The sequence below is a fragment of the Corynebacterium appendicis CIP 107643 genome (genome assembly GCF_030408415.1).
Taxonomy (GTDB): domain Bacteria; phylum Actinomycetota; class Actinomycetes; order Mycobacteriales; family Mycobacteriaceae; genus Corynebacterium; species Corynebacterium appendicis.
This window is the reverse complement of sequence record NZ_CP046976.1, coordinates 1,302,529-1,321,943: the sequence shown is the minus strand read 5'-3', so window position 1 is coordinate 1,321,943 and position 19,415 is coordinate 1,302,529. Positions and strand designations below refer to the sequence as shown.

General features: G+C 62.9%; 18 protein-coding genes and 1 pseudogene. 15 read left to right on the top strand and 4 right to left on the bottom strand.

The features are described 5' to 3' along the window. Positions 1 to 12 precede the first annotated feature (12 nt). The 9 genes and pseudogenes from aroB (at position 13) to CAPP_RS06440 (ending at position 7,904) form a co-directional block, all read left to right on the top strand. The gene (gene aroB / locus CAPP_RS06480; protein ID WP_076599391.1) at positions 13 to 1,074 is read left to right on the top strand and encodes a 3-dehydroquinate synthase; all 1,062 of its coding nucleotides are present in this window, start codon (positions 13 to 15) and stop codon (positions 1,072 to 1,074) included. Positions 1,075 to 1,108: 34 nt separating this feature from the next. Further along, positions 1,109 to 1,546: a type II 3-dehydroquinate dehydratase gene (gene aroQ / locus CAPP_RS06475; protein ID WP_076599392.1), complete on the top strand. Its 438-nt coding sequence runs from the start codon at positions 1,109 to 1,111 to the stop codon at positions 1,544 to 1,546. Between the two features lie 2 nt (positions 1,547 to 1,548). Then, entirely contained in the window at positions 1,549 to 2,640 is a 1,092-nt protein-coding gene (locus tag CAPP_RS06470) for a M24 family metallopeptidase (RefSeq protein WP_076599393.1), read from the top strand. Positions 2,641 to 2,736: 96 nt separating this feature from the next. Beyond that, positions 2,737 to 3,300, top strand: a complete 564-nt coding sequence (gene efp, locus CAPP_RS06465) for an elongation factor P (RefSeq protein ID WP_076599394.1) — start codon at positions 2,737 to 2,739, stop codon at positions 3,298 to 3,300. Positions 3,301 to 3,417: 117 nt separating this feature from the next. After that, positions 3,418 to 3,930, top strand: a pseudogene (nusB, locus tag CAPP_RS06460) (transcription antitermination factor NusB); the annotation flags it as partial. A gap of 146 nt (positions 3,931 to 4,076) precedes the next feature. Beyond that, entirely contained in the window at positions 4,077 to 4,925 is an 849-nt protein-coding gene (locus CAPP_RS06455; protein ID WP_076599396.1) for a PPK2 family polyphosphate kinase, read from the top strand. A 142-nt stretch (positions 4,926 to 5,067) separates the two neighbouring features. After that, positions 5,068 to 6,066 carry a substrate-binding domain-containing protein gene (locus CAPP_RS06450; protein WP_076599397.1) on the top strand — a complete coding sequence of 333 codons (999 nt, stop codon included), beginning with the start codon at positions 5,068 to 5,070 and terminating at the stop codon, positions 6,064 to 6,066. A gap of 29 nt (positions 6,067 to 6,095) precedes the next feature. Beyond that, positions 6,096 to 7,142 (top strand): ABC transporter permease, encoded by a 1,047-nt coding sequence (locus tag CAPP_RS06445; RefSeq protein WP_076599398.1) that lies wholly within the window; start codon positions 6,096 to 6,098, stop codon positions 7,140 to 7,142. Positions 7,143 to 7,145: 3 nt separating this feature from the next. Continuing rightward, positions 7,146 to 7,904: an ATP-binding cassette domain-containing protein gene (locus CAPP_RS06440; RefSeq protein ID WP_076599399.1), complete on the top strand. Its 759-nt coding sequence runs from the start codon at positions 7,146 to 7,148 to the stop codon at positions 7,902 to 7,904. Here the strand turns inward: CAPP_RS06440 and CAPP_RS06435 are convergent. The 4 genes from CAPP_RS06435 to CAPP_RS06420 form a co-directional block, all read right to left on the bottom strand. Then, positions 7,901 to 8,329 (bottom strand): hypothetical protein, encoded by a 429-nt coding sequence (locus CAPP_RS06435; protein WP_076599400.1) that lies wholly within the window; start codon positions 8,327 to 8,329, stop codon positions 7,901 to 7,903. The two genes, CAPP_RS06440 and CAPP_RS06435, sit on opposite strands and share 4 nt — an antisense overlap. An 83-nt stretch (positions 8,330 to 8,412) precedes the next feature. Next, entirely contained in the window at positions 8,413 to 8,883 is a 471-nt protein-coding gene (locus CAPP_RS06430; RefSeq protein WP_076599401.1) for a hypothetical protein, read from the bottom strand. A 1-nt stretch (position 8,884) separates the two neighbouring features. Beyond that, positions 8,885 to 9,376 carry a YbjN domain-containing protein gene (locus CAPP_RS06425; RefSeq protein WP_084560601.1) on the bottom strand — a complete coding sequence of 164 codons (492 nt, stop codon included), beginning with the start codon at positions 9,374 to 9,376 and terminating at the stop codon, positions 8,885 to 8,887. Between the two features lie 80 nt (positions 9,377 to 9,456). Next, positions 9,457 to 10,839, bottom strand: a complete 1,383-nt coding sequence (locus tag CAPP_RS06420; RefSeq protein ID WP_076599402.1) for a TIGR01777 family oxidoreductase — start codon at positions 10,837 to 10,839, stop codon at positions 9,457 to 9,459. 130 nt (positions 10,840 to 10,969) lie between these two features. Between CAPP_RS06420 and pyrR the strand changes: the two genes are divergently transcribed. The 6 genes from pyrR to pyrF all read left to right on the top strand — a co-directional run bounded on the left by pyrR (position 10,970) and on the right by pyrF (position 19,296). Further along, positions 10,970 to 11,524, top strand: a complete 555-nt coding sequence (gene pyrR / locus CAPP_RS06415) for a bifunctional pyr operon transcriptional regulator/uracil phosphoribosyltransferase PyrR (protein ID WP_076599403.1) — start codon at positions 10,970 to 10,972, stop codon at positions 11,522 to 11,524. Then, positions 11,521 to 12,483 carry an aspartate carbamoyltransferase catalytic subunit gene (locus CAPP_RS06410; RefSeq protein ID WP_076599404.1) on the top strand — a complete coding sequence of 321 codons (963 nt, stop codon included), beginning with the start codon at positions 11,521 to 11,523 and terminating at the stop codon, positions 12,481 to 12,483. Before pyrR ends, CAPP_RS06410 begins: the two co-directional genes overlap by 4 nt. 4 nt (positions 12,484 to 12,487) lie before the next feature. Next, a complete protein-coding gene (locus tag CAPP_RS06405; protein WP_076599405.1) occupies positions 12,488 to 13,780 on the top strand; it encodes a dihydroorotase in 1,293 nt (430 codons plus the stop codon). Positions 13,781 to 13,857: 77 nt separating this feature from the next. Next, entirely contained in the window at positions 13,858 to 15,051 is a 1,194-nt protein-coding gene (carA, locus tag CAPP_RS06400) for a glutamine-hydrolyzing carbamoyl-phosphate synthase small subunit (RefSeq protein ID WP_076599406.1), read from the top strand. Positions 15,052 to 15,066: 15 nt separating this feature from the next. Then, on the top strand, positions 15,067 to 18,423 hold the full coding sequence (carB, locus tag CAPP_RS06395) for a carbamoyl-phosphate synthase large subunit (RefSeq protein WP_076599407.1): 3,357 nt from the start codon (positions 15,067 to 15,069) through the stop codon (positions 18,421 to 18,423). Then, positions 18,424 to 19,296 (top strand): orotidine-5'-phosphate decarboxylase, encoded by an 873-nt coding sequence (gene pyrF / locus CAPP_RS06390; RefSeq protein WP_076599408.1) that lies wholly within the window; start codon positions 18,424 to 18,426, stop codon positions 19,294 to 19,296. It begins immediately after the preceding gene. Positions 19,297 to 19,415: the final 119 nt, after the last annotated feature.

The window sequence follows — 19,415 nt, the reverse complement described above, 5'->3', positions numbered from 1 at the left end:
AGAACGCCCACCATGGCCGAGATCAAGGTCGCAGGACCGTCCCCGTACACCGTCCACATCGACCACGGCCTCGACGAGTTTGTGGCGCAGCGCATCGCTGACAGCGGTGCCCGCCAGGCGTTGATCGTGCACCAGGAACCGCTCACCGCAGCGGCCGAAGCGCTGCAGACACGGCTGGAGGACTCCGGCATCAGCGTCACACTAGCCCCGATCCCGGACGCGGAGGACGGCAAGTCGCTCGCCGTCGCTGGATCTCTGTGGGACACCCTGGGTGAGAAGAATTTCTCCCGCCAGGACGTCGTCGTCGGCCTCGGCGGGGGAGCCACGACCGACCTCGCCGGCTTCATCGCCGCGACGTGGATGCGCGGCATCAAAGTCGTGCAGGTGCCGACGACGCTGCTGGCCATGGTCGATGCAGCAGTCGGTGGCAAGACCGGCATCAACACAGCCGCGGGCAAGAACCTCGTCGGCTCGTTCCACGAGCCGGATTCCGTGTTCATCGACCTCGACCGCCTGGAGACTCTGCCGGGCGCAGAGTTCGTTTCAGGGTCCGCCGAAATCATCAAGACCGGTTTCATCGCCGACCCGATCATCCTCGACATCTACCGCGAGGGCGGCAGCGTGCCCACCGATAAGATTGCCGAGCTCATCGAGCGTTCCGTCGCCGTGAAGGGCTCGGTCGTGGCGCAGGACCTGAAGGAATCCTCGCTGCGCGAGATTCTCAACTACGGGCACACGCTCGGCCACGCGATCGAGAAGCGCGAGGACTACCGCTGGCGCCACGGTAACGCCATCGCCGTCGGCATGATGTTCGTCGCCATTCTCGCGCGCAACCGCGGCCTCATCAGCGACGACGTCGTCGAGCTGCACCGCGAAATCCTCGAGGCCGTGGGCCTTCCGACCACGTATGAGCCAGGGGCGTTCGACGACCTCTACGAGGGTATGACGCACGACAAGAAGAACCGCAACGGCCAGATTCGTTTCGTCGTCCTCGACGGTATCGGCAGCACCACCCGGATCGAGGATGCGGACATCGAGGAGCTGCGCACGGCGTACACTGAACTTTCATCGTGATGCACAACTGACACACCCCGGCGAGGAGGCCACCGTGAAGATCCTGGTACTCAACGGCCCCAACTTGAATAGGTTGGGCAAGCGGCAGCCGGACGTGTACGGCACCACGACGCTGGCCGACATCGAGCAACGCCTGCGCGAGCGCGCCGAGGAAGCAGGGGCGGACATCGCGTTCCTGCAGTCCAACCACGAGGGCGAGCTTATCGACGCCGTGCACGAGGCCGCGGATAACTCCTGGCCCGTGATCATCAACCCGGGCGGATTCACGCACACCTCCGTGGCGCTGCGCGACGCACTGGTGGAGCTGCAGGGCACGCCGGGGTTCATCGAGGTGCACATCTCGAACGTGCACGCGCGCGAACCGTTCCGCCACCACTCGTACCTGTCGCCGATCGCCACTGGTGTCATCGCCGGCCTGGGCACGGACGGCTACGAGATGGCGCTCGACTACTTCCTGAGGAGGGACGTGTAACCATGGTTTTCGCCGATTCCCGTTTTCTGACCCGCCGCCGCAAGCTTTCAGCGAAGCTGGCGGCGCAGCGGATCGACTCGTTCGTCATCACCGACCCGACAAATGTCCGGTATTTCTCCGGCTTCACCGGATCCAACAGCGCATTGTTGATGAACAAGGACCTCTCCGCGTCGATCGCCACCGACGGCCGGTACACCACGCAGATCGCCGAGGAAGTCCCGGATATTGAGGCGATGATCCAGCGCGACGCGGGCGCCGCAGTCTTGGCCGAGGTGCCCGAGGGCTGGCGTGTCGGCTTCGACCCGACGAGGACCACGGTCGATGAGCTGGAAAGCCTCGACAAAGCCACCCCGGATTCTGTCACACTCGTTCCCGTCAAGGGCGTGATCGAGCAGATCCGTCTCACCAAAGACAATTTTGAGCTTCGTCGACTCGAGGAAGCAGCGGACATTGCGGTGACAGCGCTGCGCGAGCTTATCGACGCCGGGCAGCTGCGCGCCGGCAGGACCGAGAAACAGGTCGCCGCTGATCTGGAGTACCGGATGCGTCTGCTCGGTTCCGAGCGCGTCAGCTTCGACACCATCGTCGCGTCGGGGCCGAATTCGGCGCTGCCGCACTACGCGGCCGGCGACCGCGAGCTGACTGACGGCGACCTGGTCACCATCGATTTCGGCGCACACTACCTCGGTTTCAACTCGGACATGACGCGCACGTTTTGCATCGGCGAGCCGACAGAGTTCAACCGCGAAATCTACGAGATCGTCCTGGAGGCGCAGAAAGCCGGTGTGGCGGCGGCGACGCCGGGCCGCGCACTCGTCGACGTCGATAAGGCGTGCCGCGAGATCATTGACAAGGCCGGGTACGGCGAATACTTCGTGCACTCCACCGGCCACGGCATCGGCCTGGACGTGCACGAGGGGCCGGCGGCGTCCACCCGCGGTAAGGGTGTGCTCGAGGAGAACATGACGCTCACCATCGAGCCCGGCATTTACGTGCCCGGCAAAGGCGGGGTCCGCATCGAGGACACCTTGATCATCACCTCCGGCGCCCCGAAGGTGATCACCCCGGCGCCGAAGGAACTGACGGTTCTGTAAACGGGGCTGCATCCAATCCGACGTAATCGACGGTGGCAGGTGGTGTAGCATAGCCATGTTTGAATCACCCACCGAGCCGAATTAAGGGAGAATATCGTGGCAACGACCGCTGATTTCAAGAACGGCCTTGTGCTCAAGGTTGACGGCAAGCTGCAGCAGATCATTGAGTTCCAGCACGTCAAGCCGGGCAAGGGCCCCGCGTTCGTCCGCACGAAGCTCAAGGACGTCGTCTCCGGCAAGACTGTTGACAAGACGTGGAACGCCGGTGTGAAGGTCGAGACTGCGACGGTGGACCGCCGCGACATGACCTACCTGTACAACGACGGAACCAACTACATCGTCATGGACGACAAGACCTTCGATCAGTACGAGCTGAGCGCCGACAAGTTCGGCAACGCCGCACAGTTCCTGCTGGAGAACATGCGCGTCCAGGTCTCCTTCCACGATGGCGAGGCTCTTTTCGCCGAGCTGCCGATCTCCGTCGACCTCAAGGTCGCCCACACCGACCCGGGCCTGCAGGGCGACCGTTCCTCCGGTGGCACCAAGCCGGCCGAGCTGGAGACCGGCGCTGAGATCCAGGTCCCGTTGTTCATCGAGACCGGCAACGTTCTCAAGGTGGACACCCGCACCGGCGAGTACCTCTCCCGCGTGAACAACTAAGAACACGACCATTCGGGCCTCGCGCCCCGTCGGGGACGTCGACAAGCGTTCCCACTGTGGTGGACTCGGCCCCGGGTCCACCTCATTTTCCGTTTACCCGATTCTTCTTTTGCGAACATGCCTGATTACAAACGCCATGGTGCGCGCTACCGGGCGCGCCGCCGCGCAGTAGATATTCTCTTCGAGGCGGAAACCCGCGACCTCGATCCCGTCGGCATTGTCGAGGACCGTGCCGCGCTGGCCAAAGACCCGGCCAATGCTGTTGCGCCGATCGCCGACTACACCCGCGAGATCATTGCGGGCGCGGCGGAGAGCCTCGACGAGATCGACGATTCGATCGAGCGGTTCCTGTCGGAGAATTGGGAACTGCACCGCATTCCCGCAGTGGATCGCGCGATCCTGCGCGTAGCCACGTGGGAGATCCTCTACAACGACGATGTCGCACCGCCGATCTCCATCGCCAACGCCATGGAAATGTCCACCGAGTACGCCGGCGACAACGCCTCGCCGTACATCCACGCAGTTCTCGACGACATCATCCAGGCCGACGCCGCTGATGCACCCGACATCGTGACCGGGGAAGACACCGGCGGCGACAGCGACGGCGACGAGGAGCCGGCCGATACGCAGGCCGGCGCGCCCGACGACATCGTCGCGCCCGAGGTCACCGAGGTGACCGAGCTCAATTCCGGCACCGCAGTCGTCGAGCTCCCCCCGGAGCCGGAAGCGCCCGAGGCAACCGAGCCGTCCGACGAGAAGTAGGAGCACATCCAGCCATGGCGAAGGTATCCATCAAGGAAGCGGAGAAGCTGCGCGTCGACGAGGACTTCGTTCTTGCCGATGCCGACCCCGCGTCCACGCCGGGCGTGGATGAAGACGACGTCGACGACGCTTTCGAGAAGTACGACGACGAGATCGCAGACCTGCAGGACTGCCTGTACGCGAACGGCCGTGCCGGGAACGAGAACGCCGGCTCGATCCTGCTCGTGCTGCAGGGGATGGACACCTCCGGCAAGGGCGGGATTATCCGTCACGTTGTGGGAGACCTCCTCGACCCGCAGGGCGTGCACATCAAGGCCTTCGGCAAACCCACCGAGGAAGAGAAGAAGCACGACTTCCTGTGGCGCGTCACCCCCCACCTGCCGGAGCCGGGCATGGTGAGCGTCTTCGACCGCTCCCACTATGAGGATGTCTTAGTGCAGCGCGTCCGCGAGATGGCTCCACCGGAGGAGATCGAACGCCGCTACGGGGCAATCGTCGACTTCGAAACTGAAGCAGCGGCGAACGGCACCAAGATCATCAAGGTCATGCCGCACATCTCCAAGGATTTCCAGGGCGAGAACCTGCGCAAGCGCATTGAGCGCGAGGACAAGCACTGGAAGTACAACCCGGGCGACATCGACGACCGTAAGTTGTGGGATGAGTTCCAGGAGGCCTACGAGATCGCCATGACGCGCACGTCCACCGACGTCGCGCCGTGGTACTGCGTGCCGTCCGACGACAAGGATTACTGCCGCACTGTGGTCAAGACCCTGCTGCTTAAGGCGCTCCGCGAGCTTGATCTGGAGTGGCCGGAAGCTGACTTCGACCCCGACGTCGAACTCAAGCGCCTCGAAGAATCCTGAGCCTGAACAGCACAGGCTGCGTCGCGCCCATCGGGCCGGGCTTTCCCGATATCTAGGCTGCGCATGTGGCAAGCAGGCTTCTGAATCGGTCAAGCTGCTCTGGAATGCGGGTTTCCGTCGCGACACGGGGCACACTGTATGGGTGTTAAGAATCGGAAAGCTTTTCAAGGCAGCGGCTATCACCGCAGTCGTCGGTCTGACAGCTGCGGGATGTTCGGCCACCGGCGGGGCGCCGCGCAACGACGGCTCTGACGGCACCGCCGGAGGAGTAGACACGCCGCGGTACGTCGTCGCGATGGTCACTCACGGCGCACCGGGCGACACCTATTGGGACCTTGTGCGCAAGGGTGCAGAGGACGCTGCCAAGAAGGACAATATCGAGTTGCGGTATTCCTCCGATCCGCAGGCGCCGAACCAGGCCAACCTCGTGCGCTCGGCGATGGATTCTAAAGTCGACGGCATCGCGGTCACCATGCCGAATGCGGAAGCCATCGGGCCTGCCGCGCAGAATGCCGTCGACGCAGGAATTCCGACGGTGGGCCTCAACGCCGGCATGGACGAATACGCGAAGTACGGACTCAGCGGCTTCTTCGGCCAGGACGAGACCATTGCCGGCACAACGGCGGGCGAGCGGCTCAAAGAGGAAGGGAAGAAGAAAGTTCTCTGCGTCATTCACGAGCAGGGCAACTCCTCGCAGGAAGCGCGGTGCGACGGTGTGAAGAAGGGCCTCGATACCGGGGAAGTGGAACATCTCTACGTCAACGGCCAAGACTTGACGTCCGTGCAGGCGACGATCAGCTCGAAGCTCAGTCAGGACGCCAGCTTCGACACCGTCTTCGCGCTGCAGGCCCCGGTGGCCATGCGCGCCACCGAAGCGGTGAAGCAGTCGGGTTCTGACGCCCAGGTGGTCACCTTCGACACAAACTCTGAGCTCGTCGACGCGATCGCCGACGGCCGAGTCGCGTGGGCGGTCGACCAGCAGCCGTACCTGCAGGGGTATCTCGCAGTCGACTCACTGTGGGTGGCCAAGCGCAACGGCGGCACCTTCGGCGGCGGCCAGCCAGTCTTCACTGGTCCGAGCTTCGTCGACGGCAACAACGTGGACGAGGTCGCCGAAGCGGCAAAGGCAGGGCTGCGATGAGCACAGCAACACCACCGCCAGATAACGGCATGACAGCACACGTCTCACCGCAGGACACCGCGCCCGATGATCGTTTTCGCACCCACACTGGTCTGGCGAAGCTGATCCGTCGCCCGGAGCTGGCCAGCTTGCTCGGCTTCCTCGCAATCCTCGCGCTCTTCATGGCGGTCGCACCGGCCTTCCGGTCGTTCGAGGCGATGGCGACGATCCTCTACGCGAGCTCCACTCTCGGCATCGTGGCTCTCGCCGTCGGCCTGCTCATGATCGGCGGTGAATTCGACCTGTCGTCAGGTGTCGCCGTCACTACAGCGGCACTCGCGGCCACGATGCTCAACTACAACCTGCACCTCAACTCGTGGGTCGGAGCCGGACTCGCACTACTCATCTCGCTCGGCATCGGCGCGCTGAACGGCATTCTCGTCTCCCGCACAGGGATCGACAGCTTCCTGATCACCTTGGCGGCTTTCCTCATGCTGCAGGGCCTCAACCTCGCGGTGACCAAGCTCGTCACCGGCCAGGTGGCCACGCCGACGATCGCGGACATGGAGGGCTTTCCGTCGGCACGGACCTTCTTCGCCGGCAGCTTTCACATCGGGAATGTGCGCATCAGCGTCACGGTCATCTGGTGGTTGCTTTTCGTCGCCATGGCATCGTTCATTCTCTTCCGCACGAAATACGGCAACTGGATCACGGCCGTCGGCGGCGATGAAGAATCGGCACGCGCCGTGGGCGTTCCCGTGCGCCGCGTGAAGGTCGCACTGTTCATGACGGTCGGTTTCGCCGCCTGGTTCGTGGGCATGCACACGCTGTTCGCCTTCGACTCGATCCAGGCCGGTCAGGGCGTGGGCAACGAATTCCTGTACATCATCGCGGCCGTGATCGGCGGTTGCGCGATGAAGGGCGGCCGCGGCACCGCCGTCGGCACGATGATCGGCGCGCTGATCTTCGGCATGACCAACCAAGGCATCGTGTACGCCGGGTGGAACCCCGACTGGTTCAAGTTCTTCCTCGGCGCGATGTTGCTGTTCGCAGTGTTCACCAACACGTCATTCGCCAACATCACGAAGCGGAGGTAGCCCATGGCCATCATTGAATTGCGGGACATCACCAAGTCCTACGGCAGCTTCGACGCACTCCGCGGAGTGAATCTGGCCATCGAGGAGGGCGAGGTCACATGCGTGCTCGGCGACAACGGCGCCGGCAAATCCACGCTCATTAAGATTCTCGCGGGTTTGCACGGGCAGACGAGCGGAGAGCTGCTTATCGACGGCTCACCCGCCACCTTCTCCTCACCCCGCGACGCGATCGACGCAGGGATTGCCACTGTCTACCAGAGCCTGGCAGTGGTCGACGAGCTTAGCGTGTGGCGAAATTTCTTCTTGGGTCAGGAGCTCTCCGGGGCCTTCGGGATTCTCAAGCAGGCGGAGATGAAGCGGATTTGCTCGGAGCAGCTGCTGGAAATGGGCATCGACATTCCCGATGTCGATGTGGAGATCGGCAATCTCTCCGGCGGCCAGCGCCAGGTGGTGGCCATTGCACGCGCCGTCTACTTCGGCGCCCGCGTCGTGGTGCTCGACGAGCCCACTGCCGCGCTGGGCGTGAAGCAGTCCGGCGTGGTGCTGAAATTCATCGCCTCGGCCCGCGACCGCGGCGTCGCTGTCGTCTTCGTCACCCACAATCCGCACCACGCATACATGGTGGGCGACCACTTCACGATCCTGAAGCTCGGCCGCCAGGAACTGAACGCCTCACGCGACGACGTCACGCTGGACGAACTCACCCGCGAGATGTCCGGCGGGGCGGAACTCGAGGCACTCAGCCACGAATTGCGCAACTAATTCAGCGTGGCGGGAGCGTCGAAAGACATCTCAAAGTCCTCTGAGCTTGAGGCAGAGGTCGGGGTTGAGGTGGCGGGCGTCGATGTGACGGAGACCGACGTCGATGAGGCAGTGCCCGAATCGGTCTCGCTGTCCGCGTACATCATGGCGAAGAACGCGAAACCAGCGATGAGCAGGGCACCGATGACCAGCATGATGAGCGGCAAAAGTGCGGTGAAGACGACGACCAGTCCCGCTATGCAGCCGCTGCTGGACTTGTCGTTCTTCGGCATCGCGTAATACGACGATTGACCGAACGGCTGCCCCGGGTGCGGGCCCTGCTGCTGACCGTGCTGGTACCCCTGAGGGCCCTGGCCGTGGCCGGGGTCGCTACCGGGCTGCTGCGGCTGGTGGGGCGGGTGCTGGCTGCCGTACGGGTTCGACATCGCGGTGCTCCGTTGCTGAAGTGTCTCCGGGGGTGTGCTTTTGCGCCCCTATTATCCACCACCGTGGGTGGGAGAACGGTGAGCTAATCCTGGCTGTTTTCTGCTGCCAGATTTGCCTGCGCCTCCGTGATCTGCTCGTGGAGAGCTTTCATAGCGTTGTGCGCGCTGACCACACTATTGACGGCAGTCTGGATAGCGGAGCGCAGCTGCGCGTCGGTCATACCGGCGGCGACGGACTGCTCGGCCTCGGTGCGCACCACGATGTTTTCGGCGCGGTTGCCCACGATCGCGCGGGCGCCGATCAGCGACGAGTTCACCTCGTTGGCGGCCAGGTAATAGGACGCGTCGGGCGAGTCGGCGGCGGTGTCGGTCTCAGAGTCGGCGCGGATAATGAACACCGAGTCGAGCAGAACCGTCATGAGTTCGAGCTCCTCGTGCGTGCCGTGGGCGGCGCGGCCGCTGGCGTCGGCGGTGAGGCCGATGCCGGACTGGGAGGCGGCGTCGACGATGCGGTCGATCGTGACCTGGCTGGGGGTCGTGTTCTGGTCGGTCATATTAGTTCTCCTCCCACGTCACAGCGGTCGGGAAAGATTCCGCGAGGTAGTTGAATGCCTGCATCGTCGAATGGATCGAGGTGACAACGAAGGCACCGAGCTGATTCGGCGACAGGCCCTTGCTCACGTCGAGGGTGCGCACGCCGGTGATGGCGAGAGTGTTCTCCTCGCTCTGGAAGAAGCGCAGGGTCGGCGTGAAGTGCGTCTGGTTGAACTCGTTCGTGGCGTGGAGCAGGGAAGGAACATCCTCCGGCGCGAACTCGCCGCGCCAGACGGACTCGAACACGAGCGTGCCGTCGTCGAAGGTGAAGACCATGGCGGCGTTGACGAAGCCGGTGCGCACCACAGGCTCTTCTAAGCGGTACTCAAGTTGTTCGCCTTCCAAGACGGTGGCGATATCGGCCAGAGTGACGCCGCGGACAACGTCGTTGTCGGCGGAGGTGTCGCCGCCAGCATCTGCGTCCGTGACGGGATTGTCGTTCGGTGTTGTCATGGCACCCCAGGCTACATATTCCTTAGTGTCTGAACTTTTCAGAGGTGCTCTCAGGGCGCAGAGTTTCTTCCAGAACACCCTCAGCGGAAGGTGGCGAGGTAGTCCTCTTTCCCGAGTTCGTGGCGCAGTGCGTCGATGAGGTTCGGGTACCGGAAGTGGTGGCTAAGGCTGTTCAGCACGGCCGGCTCGGCGCGCTGGTCGGCGAGTGCGAGCTCACGCGCGCCTTCGTCACCGAGGAGCAGCTTCGGTCCGAGTTCGGGGATGCCGATAAGTTCCGGGCGGTGCAGCAGCGACGTGAGGGTCGACGACAATTCCGCGTTGGTCACCGGATTCGGGGAAGTGGCGTTGACGGGACCGGACAGTGAATCGTCGATAAGCGCGCGGAAGTAGATGTCGGTGAGGTCGTCGAGCGCCACCCACGACATCCAGAAATCGCCGTCGCCGAAACGCGCGCTCATCGCCGTCCGCGCAGACAGCTTCAGCAAGGGGAGAAGGCCGCCTGCACCGGACATTGCGAGCCCTGTGCGGATATTCACGGTGCGGACTCCGGCGTCCCTCGCCGGGTTTGTGGCGCGTTCCCACTCGTCGACGACATCGGCCAAGAAGCCATCGCCGCGGCTGTCTGTTTCCGTGTGGAGGCGGTCGCCGGCATTGGTGCCATAGAAGCCGACCGCTGAGGCGCTGACGAAAGCCTGGATTCCGGAATCAGCGGCGAGACGTGCGAGCTGACGAGTCGGGCCGATGCGGGAGGAATAGATGTCAGCCTTGTGCGCGTCTGTGAAACGCCCCATGATCGACTCGCCGGCCAGGTGCACGACTGCGTCGATTCCGTCGAAAAGTTTCGCGTCGGGGTTCTCCATGTCCCAGTGGCGCTGGGGATGCGTGCCGCTGTCTTGCGGGGTGCCGCGCACAAGTTGGATGACTGTGTGGCCCGCGGTGGTCAGCTGGGCGGTGAGCGCGGTGCCGACGAGCCCGCGTGAACCGGTCATGGCGACGGTGAATGTGCGTGTCGGGTCGTGGTCATTGCCGGTCGTACCCATGTGGTTCATGCGTTTGAGGAACGCAATGTCCTCGGCGAGCTGGTGCTGGCGGTAGGCGAAGGCGGGAGCGAGAACTCGCTCCGGTGCCGTCGTGTGCACTGTGTCGGTGATGCGAGTCTTCCCGTTGGTGTCCTCAAAGCGGTGCTCATGCCGCCACTTGGTCAGCTGCTTGACCGGAGTGTTGGCCGCTTCGTCGACGAACTGTTCCTGGTCGATGAAATCTTTCGGCTGGTGGCGGGCCACCCATTTCTGGCCGGCGGGCAGGGAGAAGACGGTGGTGCCGTCTTTGAGAGATTCAGCGCCGGAGATGACCTTCATCGGTAAGAACGGCGGGGTCAGGCGGTGCACGGCACCGGGAAGAGTGTGCCAGCGCCAAACGTCGGCAAGCGGTGCGTCGATGGTGTGGGTCGTGGAATGAGACAAAGCTGGTTACCTGTTCGATGGAAATTGAGCAGAGATGAAGTGCTACTGTGGCAGTCGTCTACCAAGCATAGGCAGGCTCTGAAAGAAGCATCCTTTAAATTCCGCACAGAGAGGCGGGGAAGGAGGTTCGATGAGTGCCACAGAGTTGCTTGACGCTAGTGACGTCTCGCGCACCATTGCACGCATCGCGCACCAGATCATCGAGAAAACTGCGCTCGATTCCGACGGTGCTCCACCACTGATCATTCTGGGCATTCCCTCAGGCGGAGTGCCCTTGGCCCAGCGCATCGCAGCCGCGATCGAAGAGTTTTCGGGGGTGAGCGTTCCCGTTGGCAGCCTCGATGTGACGCTTTACCGCGATGACCTCCGCGGCCGCCCGCACCGGGCGTTGGCCCCGACCGACATCCCGGGCAATATCAACGGCGCGACGATCGTCCTCGTCGACGACGTGCTGTTCTCCGGCCGAACCATCCGCGCCGCGCTCGACTCGCTGAGCGATATCGGTCGCCCGGAAGCCATTCAGCTCGCGGTCCTCGTCGACCGCGGGCACCGCGCACTTCCGATCCGCGCGGACTATGTGGGCAAGAATATTCCGACGGCGATCACGGAGGACGTCCGCGTGACGCTCACCCCGCTCGACGAGACCGATGCCGTCCTCCTGGTCAAAGAAGGGGGCGAAGAATGAAACACCTGATCAGCATCGCGGATCTGAGCCGCGACGAGATCATCGGCTTGATGGATGAGGCCGACCGTTTCCGCGAGGCGCTCGACGGACGTGAAATGAAGAAGCTGCCCACGTTGCGTGGACGGACGATTTTCACGCTGTTTTACGAGAACTCCACCCGCACACGGTCCTCGTTCGAGACCGCGGGCAAGTGGATGAGCGCGGACGTCATCAACGTCTCCGCGTCCAGTTCCAGCGTGAAGAAGGGCGAGTCCCTCAAGGACACGGCGAATACGTTGCGCTCCGTTGGCGCCGACGCGATCATCATGCGCCACCCGTCGTCGGGCGCGCCGAACCTGCTCCGCGAGTGGGTGCCCGGCGCCGCCATCATCAACGCCGGCGACGGTTCACACCAGCACCCGACGCAAGCGCTTCTCGACGCTGTGACAATGCGCCAGCACATCGGCGACGTCGCCGGAAAGAAGATCCTCATTGTCGGCGATATCCTGCACTCCCGCGTTGCGCGGTCCAATGTGGACCTGCTCCACACGCTGGGTGCGGACGTCGTGCTCGTCGCGCCGCCGACGCTTTTGCCCACGGGCGTGGAGTACTGGCCGTGCTCGGTCGAATGCGACTTTGATGCGGCTCTCGGGAGCGCGCGCAGGGAAAATGAAGCCCCGATCGCCGCAGTCATGATGCTGCGCGTGCAGGCTGAGCGCATGAACGGCGGGTTCTTCCCGTCGCACCGCGAATACGCGACTCTGTATGGGCTGAGCAAGGAGCGCGCGAACATGCTCGGCGACGAGACCCTGATCATGCACCCGGGCCCGATGCTGCGCGGCATGGAAATCAATTTCGACGTCGCCGACCGCGACAACACGGTGGTCCTCGACCAGGTCACCAACGGCGTGTACACCCGCATGGCGGTCCTGTTCACACTGTTGGCGAGCGGCGCGGACGCGCTGGAAGGAAAGGAGTAGGGAAGTGACGACACTCGCATTGAATAACGTCCGCCCCTACGGCGAGGACGAAATCAGCATTCTCATCGACGTCGCCGACGGCGTGATCGACTCCATCGGCGAGAACCCCTTCGACGATGCCGACGAGGTCATGGACTGCGGCGGCAAGGTCCTGCTTCCCGGTCTGGTGGACATGCACGTCCACCTGCGCGAGCCCGGCCGCGAAGACACTGAGACGATCGCGACCGGTTCCGACGCCGCGGCGGCCGGCGGCTTCACCGCCGTGTTCACCATGGCGAATACCCAGCCGGTCATCGACCAGCCTTTCCTCGCCGACGCAGTGTGGGACAAAGGACAGGCATACGGAAAGTGCGACGTTTACCCGGTCGGCTCCATCACCAATGGGCTGAAGGGCGAATCGCTCACCGAGATCGGCCTGATGTCCCGCGGGCACGTCAAGATGTTCTCCGACGACGGCAAGTGCGTGAACGATCCGCAGCTGATGCGCCGCGCCATAGAGTACGCGAAAGCCTACGACGTGGTGCTGGCCCAGCACGCGGAAGACCACCGCATGACAGAAGGCGCTGTCGCCCACGAAGGTGAGAACGCCGCACGGCTCGGCCTTCGCGGCTGGCCGCGTGTCGCCGAGGAGTCCGTCGTGGCGCGCGACCTCATCATGACCCGCGATTACGGCGGCCGATACCACCTCTGCCACGCATCAACCGAGGGCACCGTGTCCTTGTTGCGCTGGGCGAAAGAACAGGGCATCGACGTTTCCGCCGAAGTGACCCCGCACCACTTGCTGCTCACCGACGCGAAATTGGAATCCTACGACGGTGTCTACCGCGTCAACCCGCCGCTGCGCGAGGACCGCGACACGATCGCGCTGCGCGATGCCCTGCTCGATGGCACCATCGATGTCGTCGCCACCGACCATGCCCCGCACGGGTCCGAAGACAAGTGCGTGGAATTTGAAAACGCCAAGCCCGGCATGATCGGCCTGGAGACCTCTCTGGCCATCGTTGCCCAGGTCTTCGTTGAGTCCGGGCTGGCTGACTGGCGCTTCGTGGCCAAGGTCATGAGTGAGCGTCCAGCTGAGATTCTCCAACTGTCGGACCAGGGCCGTTCTATTGCCGTCGGCGAGCCGGCCAACCTCACGCTCGTTGATACGCAGGCGCCCTGGACCGCACACGGCGAAGAGATGGCCTCTAAATCGAAGAACACCCCTTATGAGGGCTCTGAATTCAACACCCGTATCGCCGCCACGTGGCTGCGCGGGAAGCAGACCTACGACGCGACGGAACGCCGAAAGAGCTGACCAGCACAAGCGCCGTTCCGCATTAGCGCCGGCGCTGCCTAAAAACGCGAGAATACAACGAGAAAAAGGAAACGCACATGAGTACTGACCGCATTCCCGCCGTGCTGGTCCTCGCCGACGGCACGACATTCCCCGGCTTCGCCTTCGGAGCAGCCAGCGCTGAACCCATCTTCGGCGAAGCAGTCTTCACTACCGCCATGACCGGTTATCAGGAAACGATGACTGACCCGTCGTACCACCGCCAGATCGTCGTCGCTGCGGCACCGCAGATCGGCAACACCGGCTGGAACGACGAAGACAATGAGTCCCGCGACAGCCGCATTTGGGTTGCCGGCCTGGTCATCCGTGACCTGTCCAAGCGAGTGTCGAACTGGCGCGCAGAGCGCAGCCTCGAAGACGAAATGACCGCCCAAGGCATCGTCGGCATCCATGGCGTAGACACGCGCTCCTTGGTCCGCCACCTGCGCAATTACGGCTCCATCGCAGCTGGGATCTTCGTGGGTGAGGAGGCAAAGGGGGACGTCGATAAGCTCGTTGCCCGCGTCAAGGAACAGCCAGCGATGTCGGGCGCAGATCTGTCTGCGGAAGTCTCCACTGACCAGCCGTATGTGATTGAGGCTGAGGACGAAAAGAAGTACACCGTCATCGCGTACGACATGGGCATCAAGTCCGCAACGCCGCGTCACTTCGCGCAGCGCGGCATTGAGACAATCGTTGTCCCGGCTGGGACCTCCTTTGCTGAGGTTCAAAAACACAATCCGGACGGCGTGTTCATCTCCAACGGCCCGGGCGACCCGGAAACCGCTGATGACATGGTCGCTGTCACCCGCGACGTGATTGCCAGCGGCACCCCGCTGTTCGGCATCTGCTTCGGTAACCAGATCCTGGGTCGCGCTCTCGGTCTTGAGACGTACAAGCTCAAATTCGGTCACCGCGGTGTGAATATCCCGGTCAAGAACCACGTGACCAGCAAGATTGACATCACTTCGCAGAACCACGGGTTCGCAGTCAAACTCCCAGATGGGTTCACCTCCCAGGACGTGAAGGACGGCACCACCTTTGACACGGACTTCGGCCCAGCTCTGGTGACACACACGTGTCTCAACGACGGCGTTGTCGAGGGCGTGGCGCTGAAATCCGGCAAGGCCTACTCCGTCCAGTACCACCCAGAATCCGCGGCGGGGCCCCACGATGCCAACCCGCTCTTTGACCAGTTTGTGGCGCTTATGGACGACCACAAAACAGCGAAGAACTCCTCCGAGCAGAACTAACCAGGAAGGGAAACAATGAAACGCGAAGACATCAACCACGTCCTGGTCATTGGCTCCGGCCCGATCGTCATCGGGCAGGCCTGCGAGTTCGACTACTCGGGCACCCAGGCGTGCCGCGTCCTCAAAGAAGAAGGACTGCGTGTCACGCTGATCAACTCCAACCCGGCGACGATCATGACCGACCCGGAGTTCGCGGACCATACCTACGTGGAACCGATCCAGCCGGAATACATCGACAGGATTCTTGCCCGCGAGGCGGAGCAGGGCCACAAAGTGGACGCAATCCTGGCCACGCTCGGTGGACAGACTGCGCTCAACGCCGCGATCCAGCTGGACCGCCAGGGCATTCTGGCCAAGCACGATGTCGAACTCATCGGCGCGAATATCGACGCGATTGAGCGTGGTGAGGACCGCCAGAAGTTCAAGGACATCGTGGCCAAGATCGGCGGCGAGTCGGCTCGCTCCCGCGTGTGCTTCAACATGGACGAGGTCAAACAAACGGTGGCCGAGCTTGGCCTACCTGTGGTTGTGCGTCCGTCGTTCACCATGGGTGGCCTTGGCTCTGGTCTTGCGTTCACTATGGAGGACCTTGAGCGCATCGCCGGCGACGGTCTTGAGGCCAGCCCGGAAGCGAATGTGCTGATCGAGGAGTCCATTCTCGGCTGGAAGGAATTCGAGCTCGAGCTCATGCGTGACGGGGACGATAACGTTGTTGTGATCGCCTCCATCGAAAACGTCGACGCACTCGGCGTGCACACTGGCGATTCCGTCACCGTTGCACCGGCGCTGACCTTGACGGACCGGGAATTCCAGACGATGCGCGACCAGGGCATCGCGATTATCCGCGAAGTTGGCGTGGACACCGGTGGCTGCAATATCCAGTTCGCAGTGAATCCTGTTGACGGCCGCATCATCACCATTGAGATGAACCCGCGCGTGTCGCGCTCGTCCGCGCTCGCGTCGAAGGCAACGGGCTTCCCGATCGCCAAGATCGCATCCAAGCTGGCTATTGGCTATACCCTCGACGAGATCACGAACGACATCACTGGTGTCACCCCGGCTGCTTTCGAGCCGACGCTCGACTACGTCATTGTGAAGATGCCGCGCTTCGCATTCGAGAAATTCCCGGGCTCCGACGAGACCCTGGGTACCTCCATGAAGGCAGTGGGCGAGGCCATGGGCATTGGCCGCAACTACATCCAGGGCCTGAACAAGGTCATGCGCTCCATGGAGGATAAGCCGAACGGATTCTGGACCAAGCCGGACGAGTACTTCGCTGGTGACCGCGCAACGGATGTCGCCGCTGTGCTCGAGGACCTCAAGGTTCCTACGGACAAGCGCCTCTACGACGTTGAGCTTGCTCTGCGCCTCGGCGCCACCATCGAGCAGGTATACGAGGCAAGTGGTATCGACCCGTGGTTCCTCGCCGAGCTTCAGGCATTGATTGATTTCAGGCAGCAGCTTATCGACGCCCCGGTGCTCGACGCCGACCTCCTCCGCGAGGCAAAGGTCTTCGGGCTTTCCGACGCCCAGATTGCTGCGCTTCGCCCGGAACTCGCCGGTGAAGACGGTGTTCGGGCGTTGCGCTGGTCGCTGGATATTCACCCGGTGTACAAGACCGTGGATACTTGCGCTGGCGAATTCGAGGCACAGACCCCGTACCACTACTCGGCGTATGAGTACGACCCGAATGCAGAATCGGAAGTGTCTTCTGTCGCGGGTTCCGGTGACCGACAAAAGTTAATCATCCTCGGCTCTGGCCCGAACCGCATTGGCCAGGGCATCGAGTTTGACTACTCCTGTGTCCACGCGGCACTCGAGCTGTCCCGCGTTGGCTATGAGACCGTGATGGTCAACTGCAACCCAGAGACCGTCTCCACCGACTACGACACCGCAGATCGTCTTTACTTCGAACCGCTGACTTTCGAAGATGTCATGGAGATTTACCGCTCTGAGGCAGCCACCGGCACCGTTGCCGGCGTGATCGTCCAGCTTGGTGGCCAGACTCCGCTGGGGCTTGCTCAAAAGCTCGCTGATGCTGGCGTTCCTGTCGTGGGCACCACGCCCGAGGCGATCGACATGGCCGAAGACCGTGGCGAATTCGGCAAGGTGCTCGATGCAGCCAACCTGCCTGCACCGTCGTACGGCACTGCGACCTCCTTCGACGGCGCACGCGAAGTGGCTGACCGTATCGGCTACCCGGTGCTGGTCCGACCGTCATACGTGCTTGGTGGTCGTGGCATGGAGATCGTCTACGACGAGGAGAACCTGCGCGATTACATTGACCGCGCAACAGAGTTGTCCCCGGACCATCCGGTGCTGGTGGACCGGTTCCTGGACAGCGCCATCGAGATCGATGTGGACGTGCTTTGCGACGGTAAGGACGTCTACTTGGGCGGCGTAATGGAGCACATCGAGGAAGCCGGAATTCACTCCGGTGACTCGGCTTGTGCACTTCCGCCGATGACGTTGGGGCCGGATGATATTGAGAAGGTCCGCCGTTCCTCTGAGGCACTCGCGCACGGTATTGGTGTCAAGGGGCTGATGAATGTCCAGTTCGCTTTGAAGGACGACATCCTCTATGTCATCGAGGCCAATCCGCGTGCTTCCCGTACGGTGCCGTTCGTGTCCAAGGCCACCGGTGTACACCTGGCCAAGGCTGCTGCACGCATCATGCTCGGTGCGACCATCGAGGAGCTGCGCGGTGAAGGTCTGATTCCGTCCAATTACGACGGTGGCTCCCTGCCACTCGAGCACCCGATCGCAGTAAAGGAAGCAGTTCTGCCGTTCACCCGCTTCCGCCGCCCAGACGGGGCCGTGCTGGACACGATTCTCGGCCCAGAGATGAAGTCCACCGGCGAAGTCATGGGTCTCGCTCCGTCCTTTGGCGTCGCCTTCGCCAAGGCAGAGGCTGCCGCGTTTGGCGAGCTGCCCACCGAAGGAACCGTGTTCGTGTCCTTGGCTAATCGTGACAAGCGCACGCTGATCTTCCCGATCCAGCGACTGTCCACCATGGGCTTCAAGGTCCTGGCTACGGCGGGCACGGCTCAGATGCTGCGTCGTAACGGCATCGAGTGCGAAGTTGCCCTCAAGGCTTCCGAGGTCCGCGGGGGCGCCGACGGCACATCTATCGTTGACCGTATCCTGGAAGGCGAAGTCGACTTGGTGCTCAATACCCCGGCTGGTTCCGCTGGCTCACGCCACGACGGCTACGACATTCGTGCAGCGGCGGTGGTGTCCAGCGTGCCGATCATGACCACGGTTCAGGGTGTCACCGCCGCAGTGCAAGGCATCGAATCACTGCGTGTCAACGAGATCACGGTGACCAGCCTGCAGGAACTCGAGCACAACGTAGTTCAGGCGGCCGAGTAGATGAGTGCGCAGGAGAACACACGCCGTAACTTCGGCAACCGTCTCGTCGAAGTAGGGGAGACTCACGGCCGTTTGTGCGTTGGCATCGACCCTCACGAGGCGCTTCTCGAGGCCTGGGGTCTCAGCACCAATGTCGACGGCCTGCGCGAATTCTCCCTCCGCTGCGTCGAGGCATTTGCGGGGCATGTAGCGCTGATCAAACCGCAGGTCGCTTTCTATGAGCGCTTCGGGTCTGCTGGATTCGCCGTGCTGGAAGAAACACTCGATCAGCTGCGGGAAAGCGACTCTCTGGTCGTCGCCGACGCGAAACGCGGCGATATCGGCTCCACGATGGAGGGCTACGCCCTGGCTTGGCTGGACCAGAATTCACCGCTGTGCTGCGATGCGGTCACGCTCACGCCGTACCTCGGAGTCGGATCCTTGGCTCCCGCCATCGAGCTGGCCGGTAGGGAAGGGCGCGGCGTGTTCGTCATGTCCGCCAATTCCAACCCGGAGGCCGAAGGCTTCCAGGCGCAGACACTCAGCGGAAGCGGTGCCACTGTGGCGCAGCACATGGTGGACGAATGCGCTGAGTTCAACGTCGATAAGCGTGCTCGCAACGGGGAGTCCGGCTCCGCGGCCGGGCACGAAGGACATGTCGGGCATGTCGGCGTTGTCGTGGGAGCAACGGTGAAGAAGCCTCCCAAGCTGGACAAACTCAACGCTCCGGTGCTCATGCCGGGCGTCGGCGCGCAGGGCGCGACCATGGAGGATGTCGCACGGATCGCCGGTGAACAGGCGCACCTTGTCTTCCCGAATGTGTCCCGCTCTGTGCTGTCGGCCGGACCCGGTATCGCTGAGCTGCGCGAAGCTGCGAAATCGCTGGTAGTTTAGCGTTAAACTGACACTCAAATTCTATGGGAGCAAAACTGCTGGTAGGTTATAGGCGTCGATGCGATGACGTGGCAAAACAACGCGTCAATCATCGTGTCTAGAACCCGGCAGTGGTACAG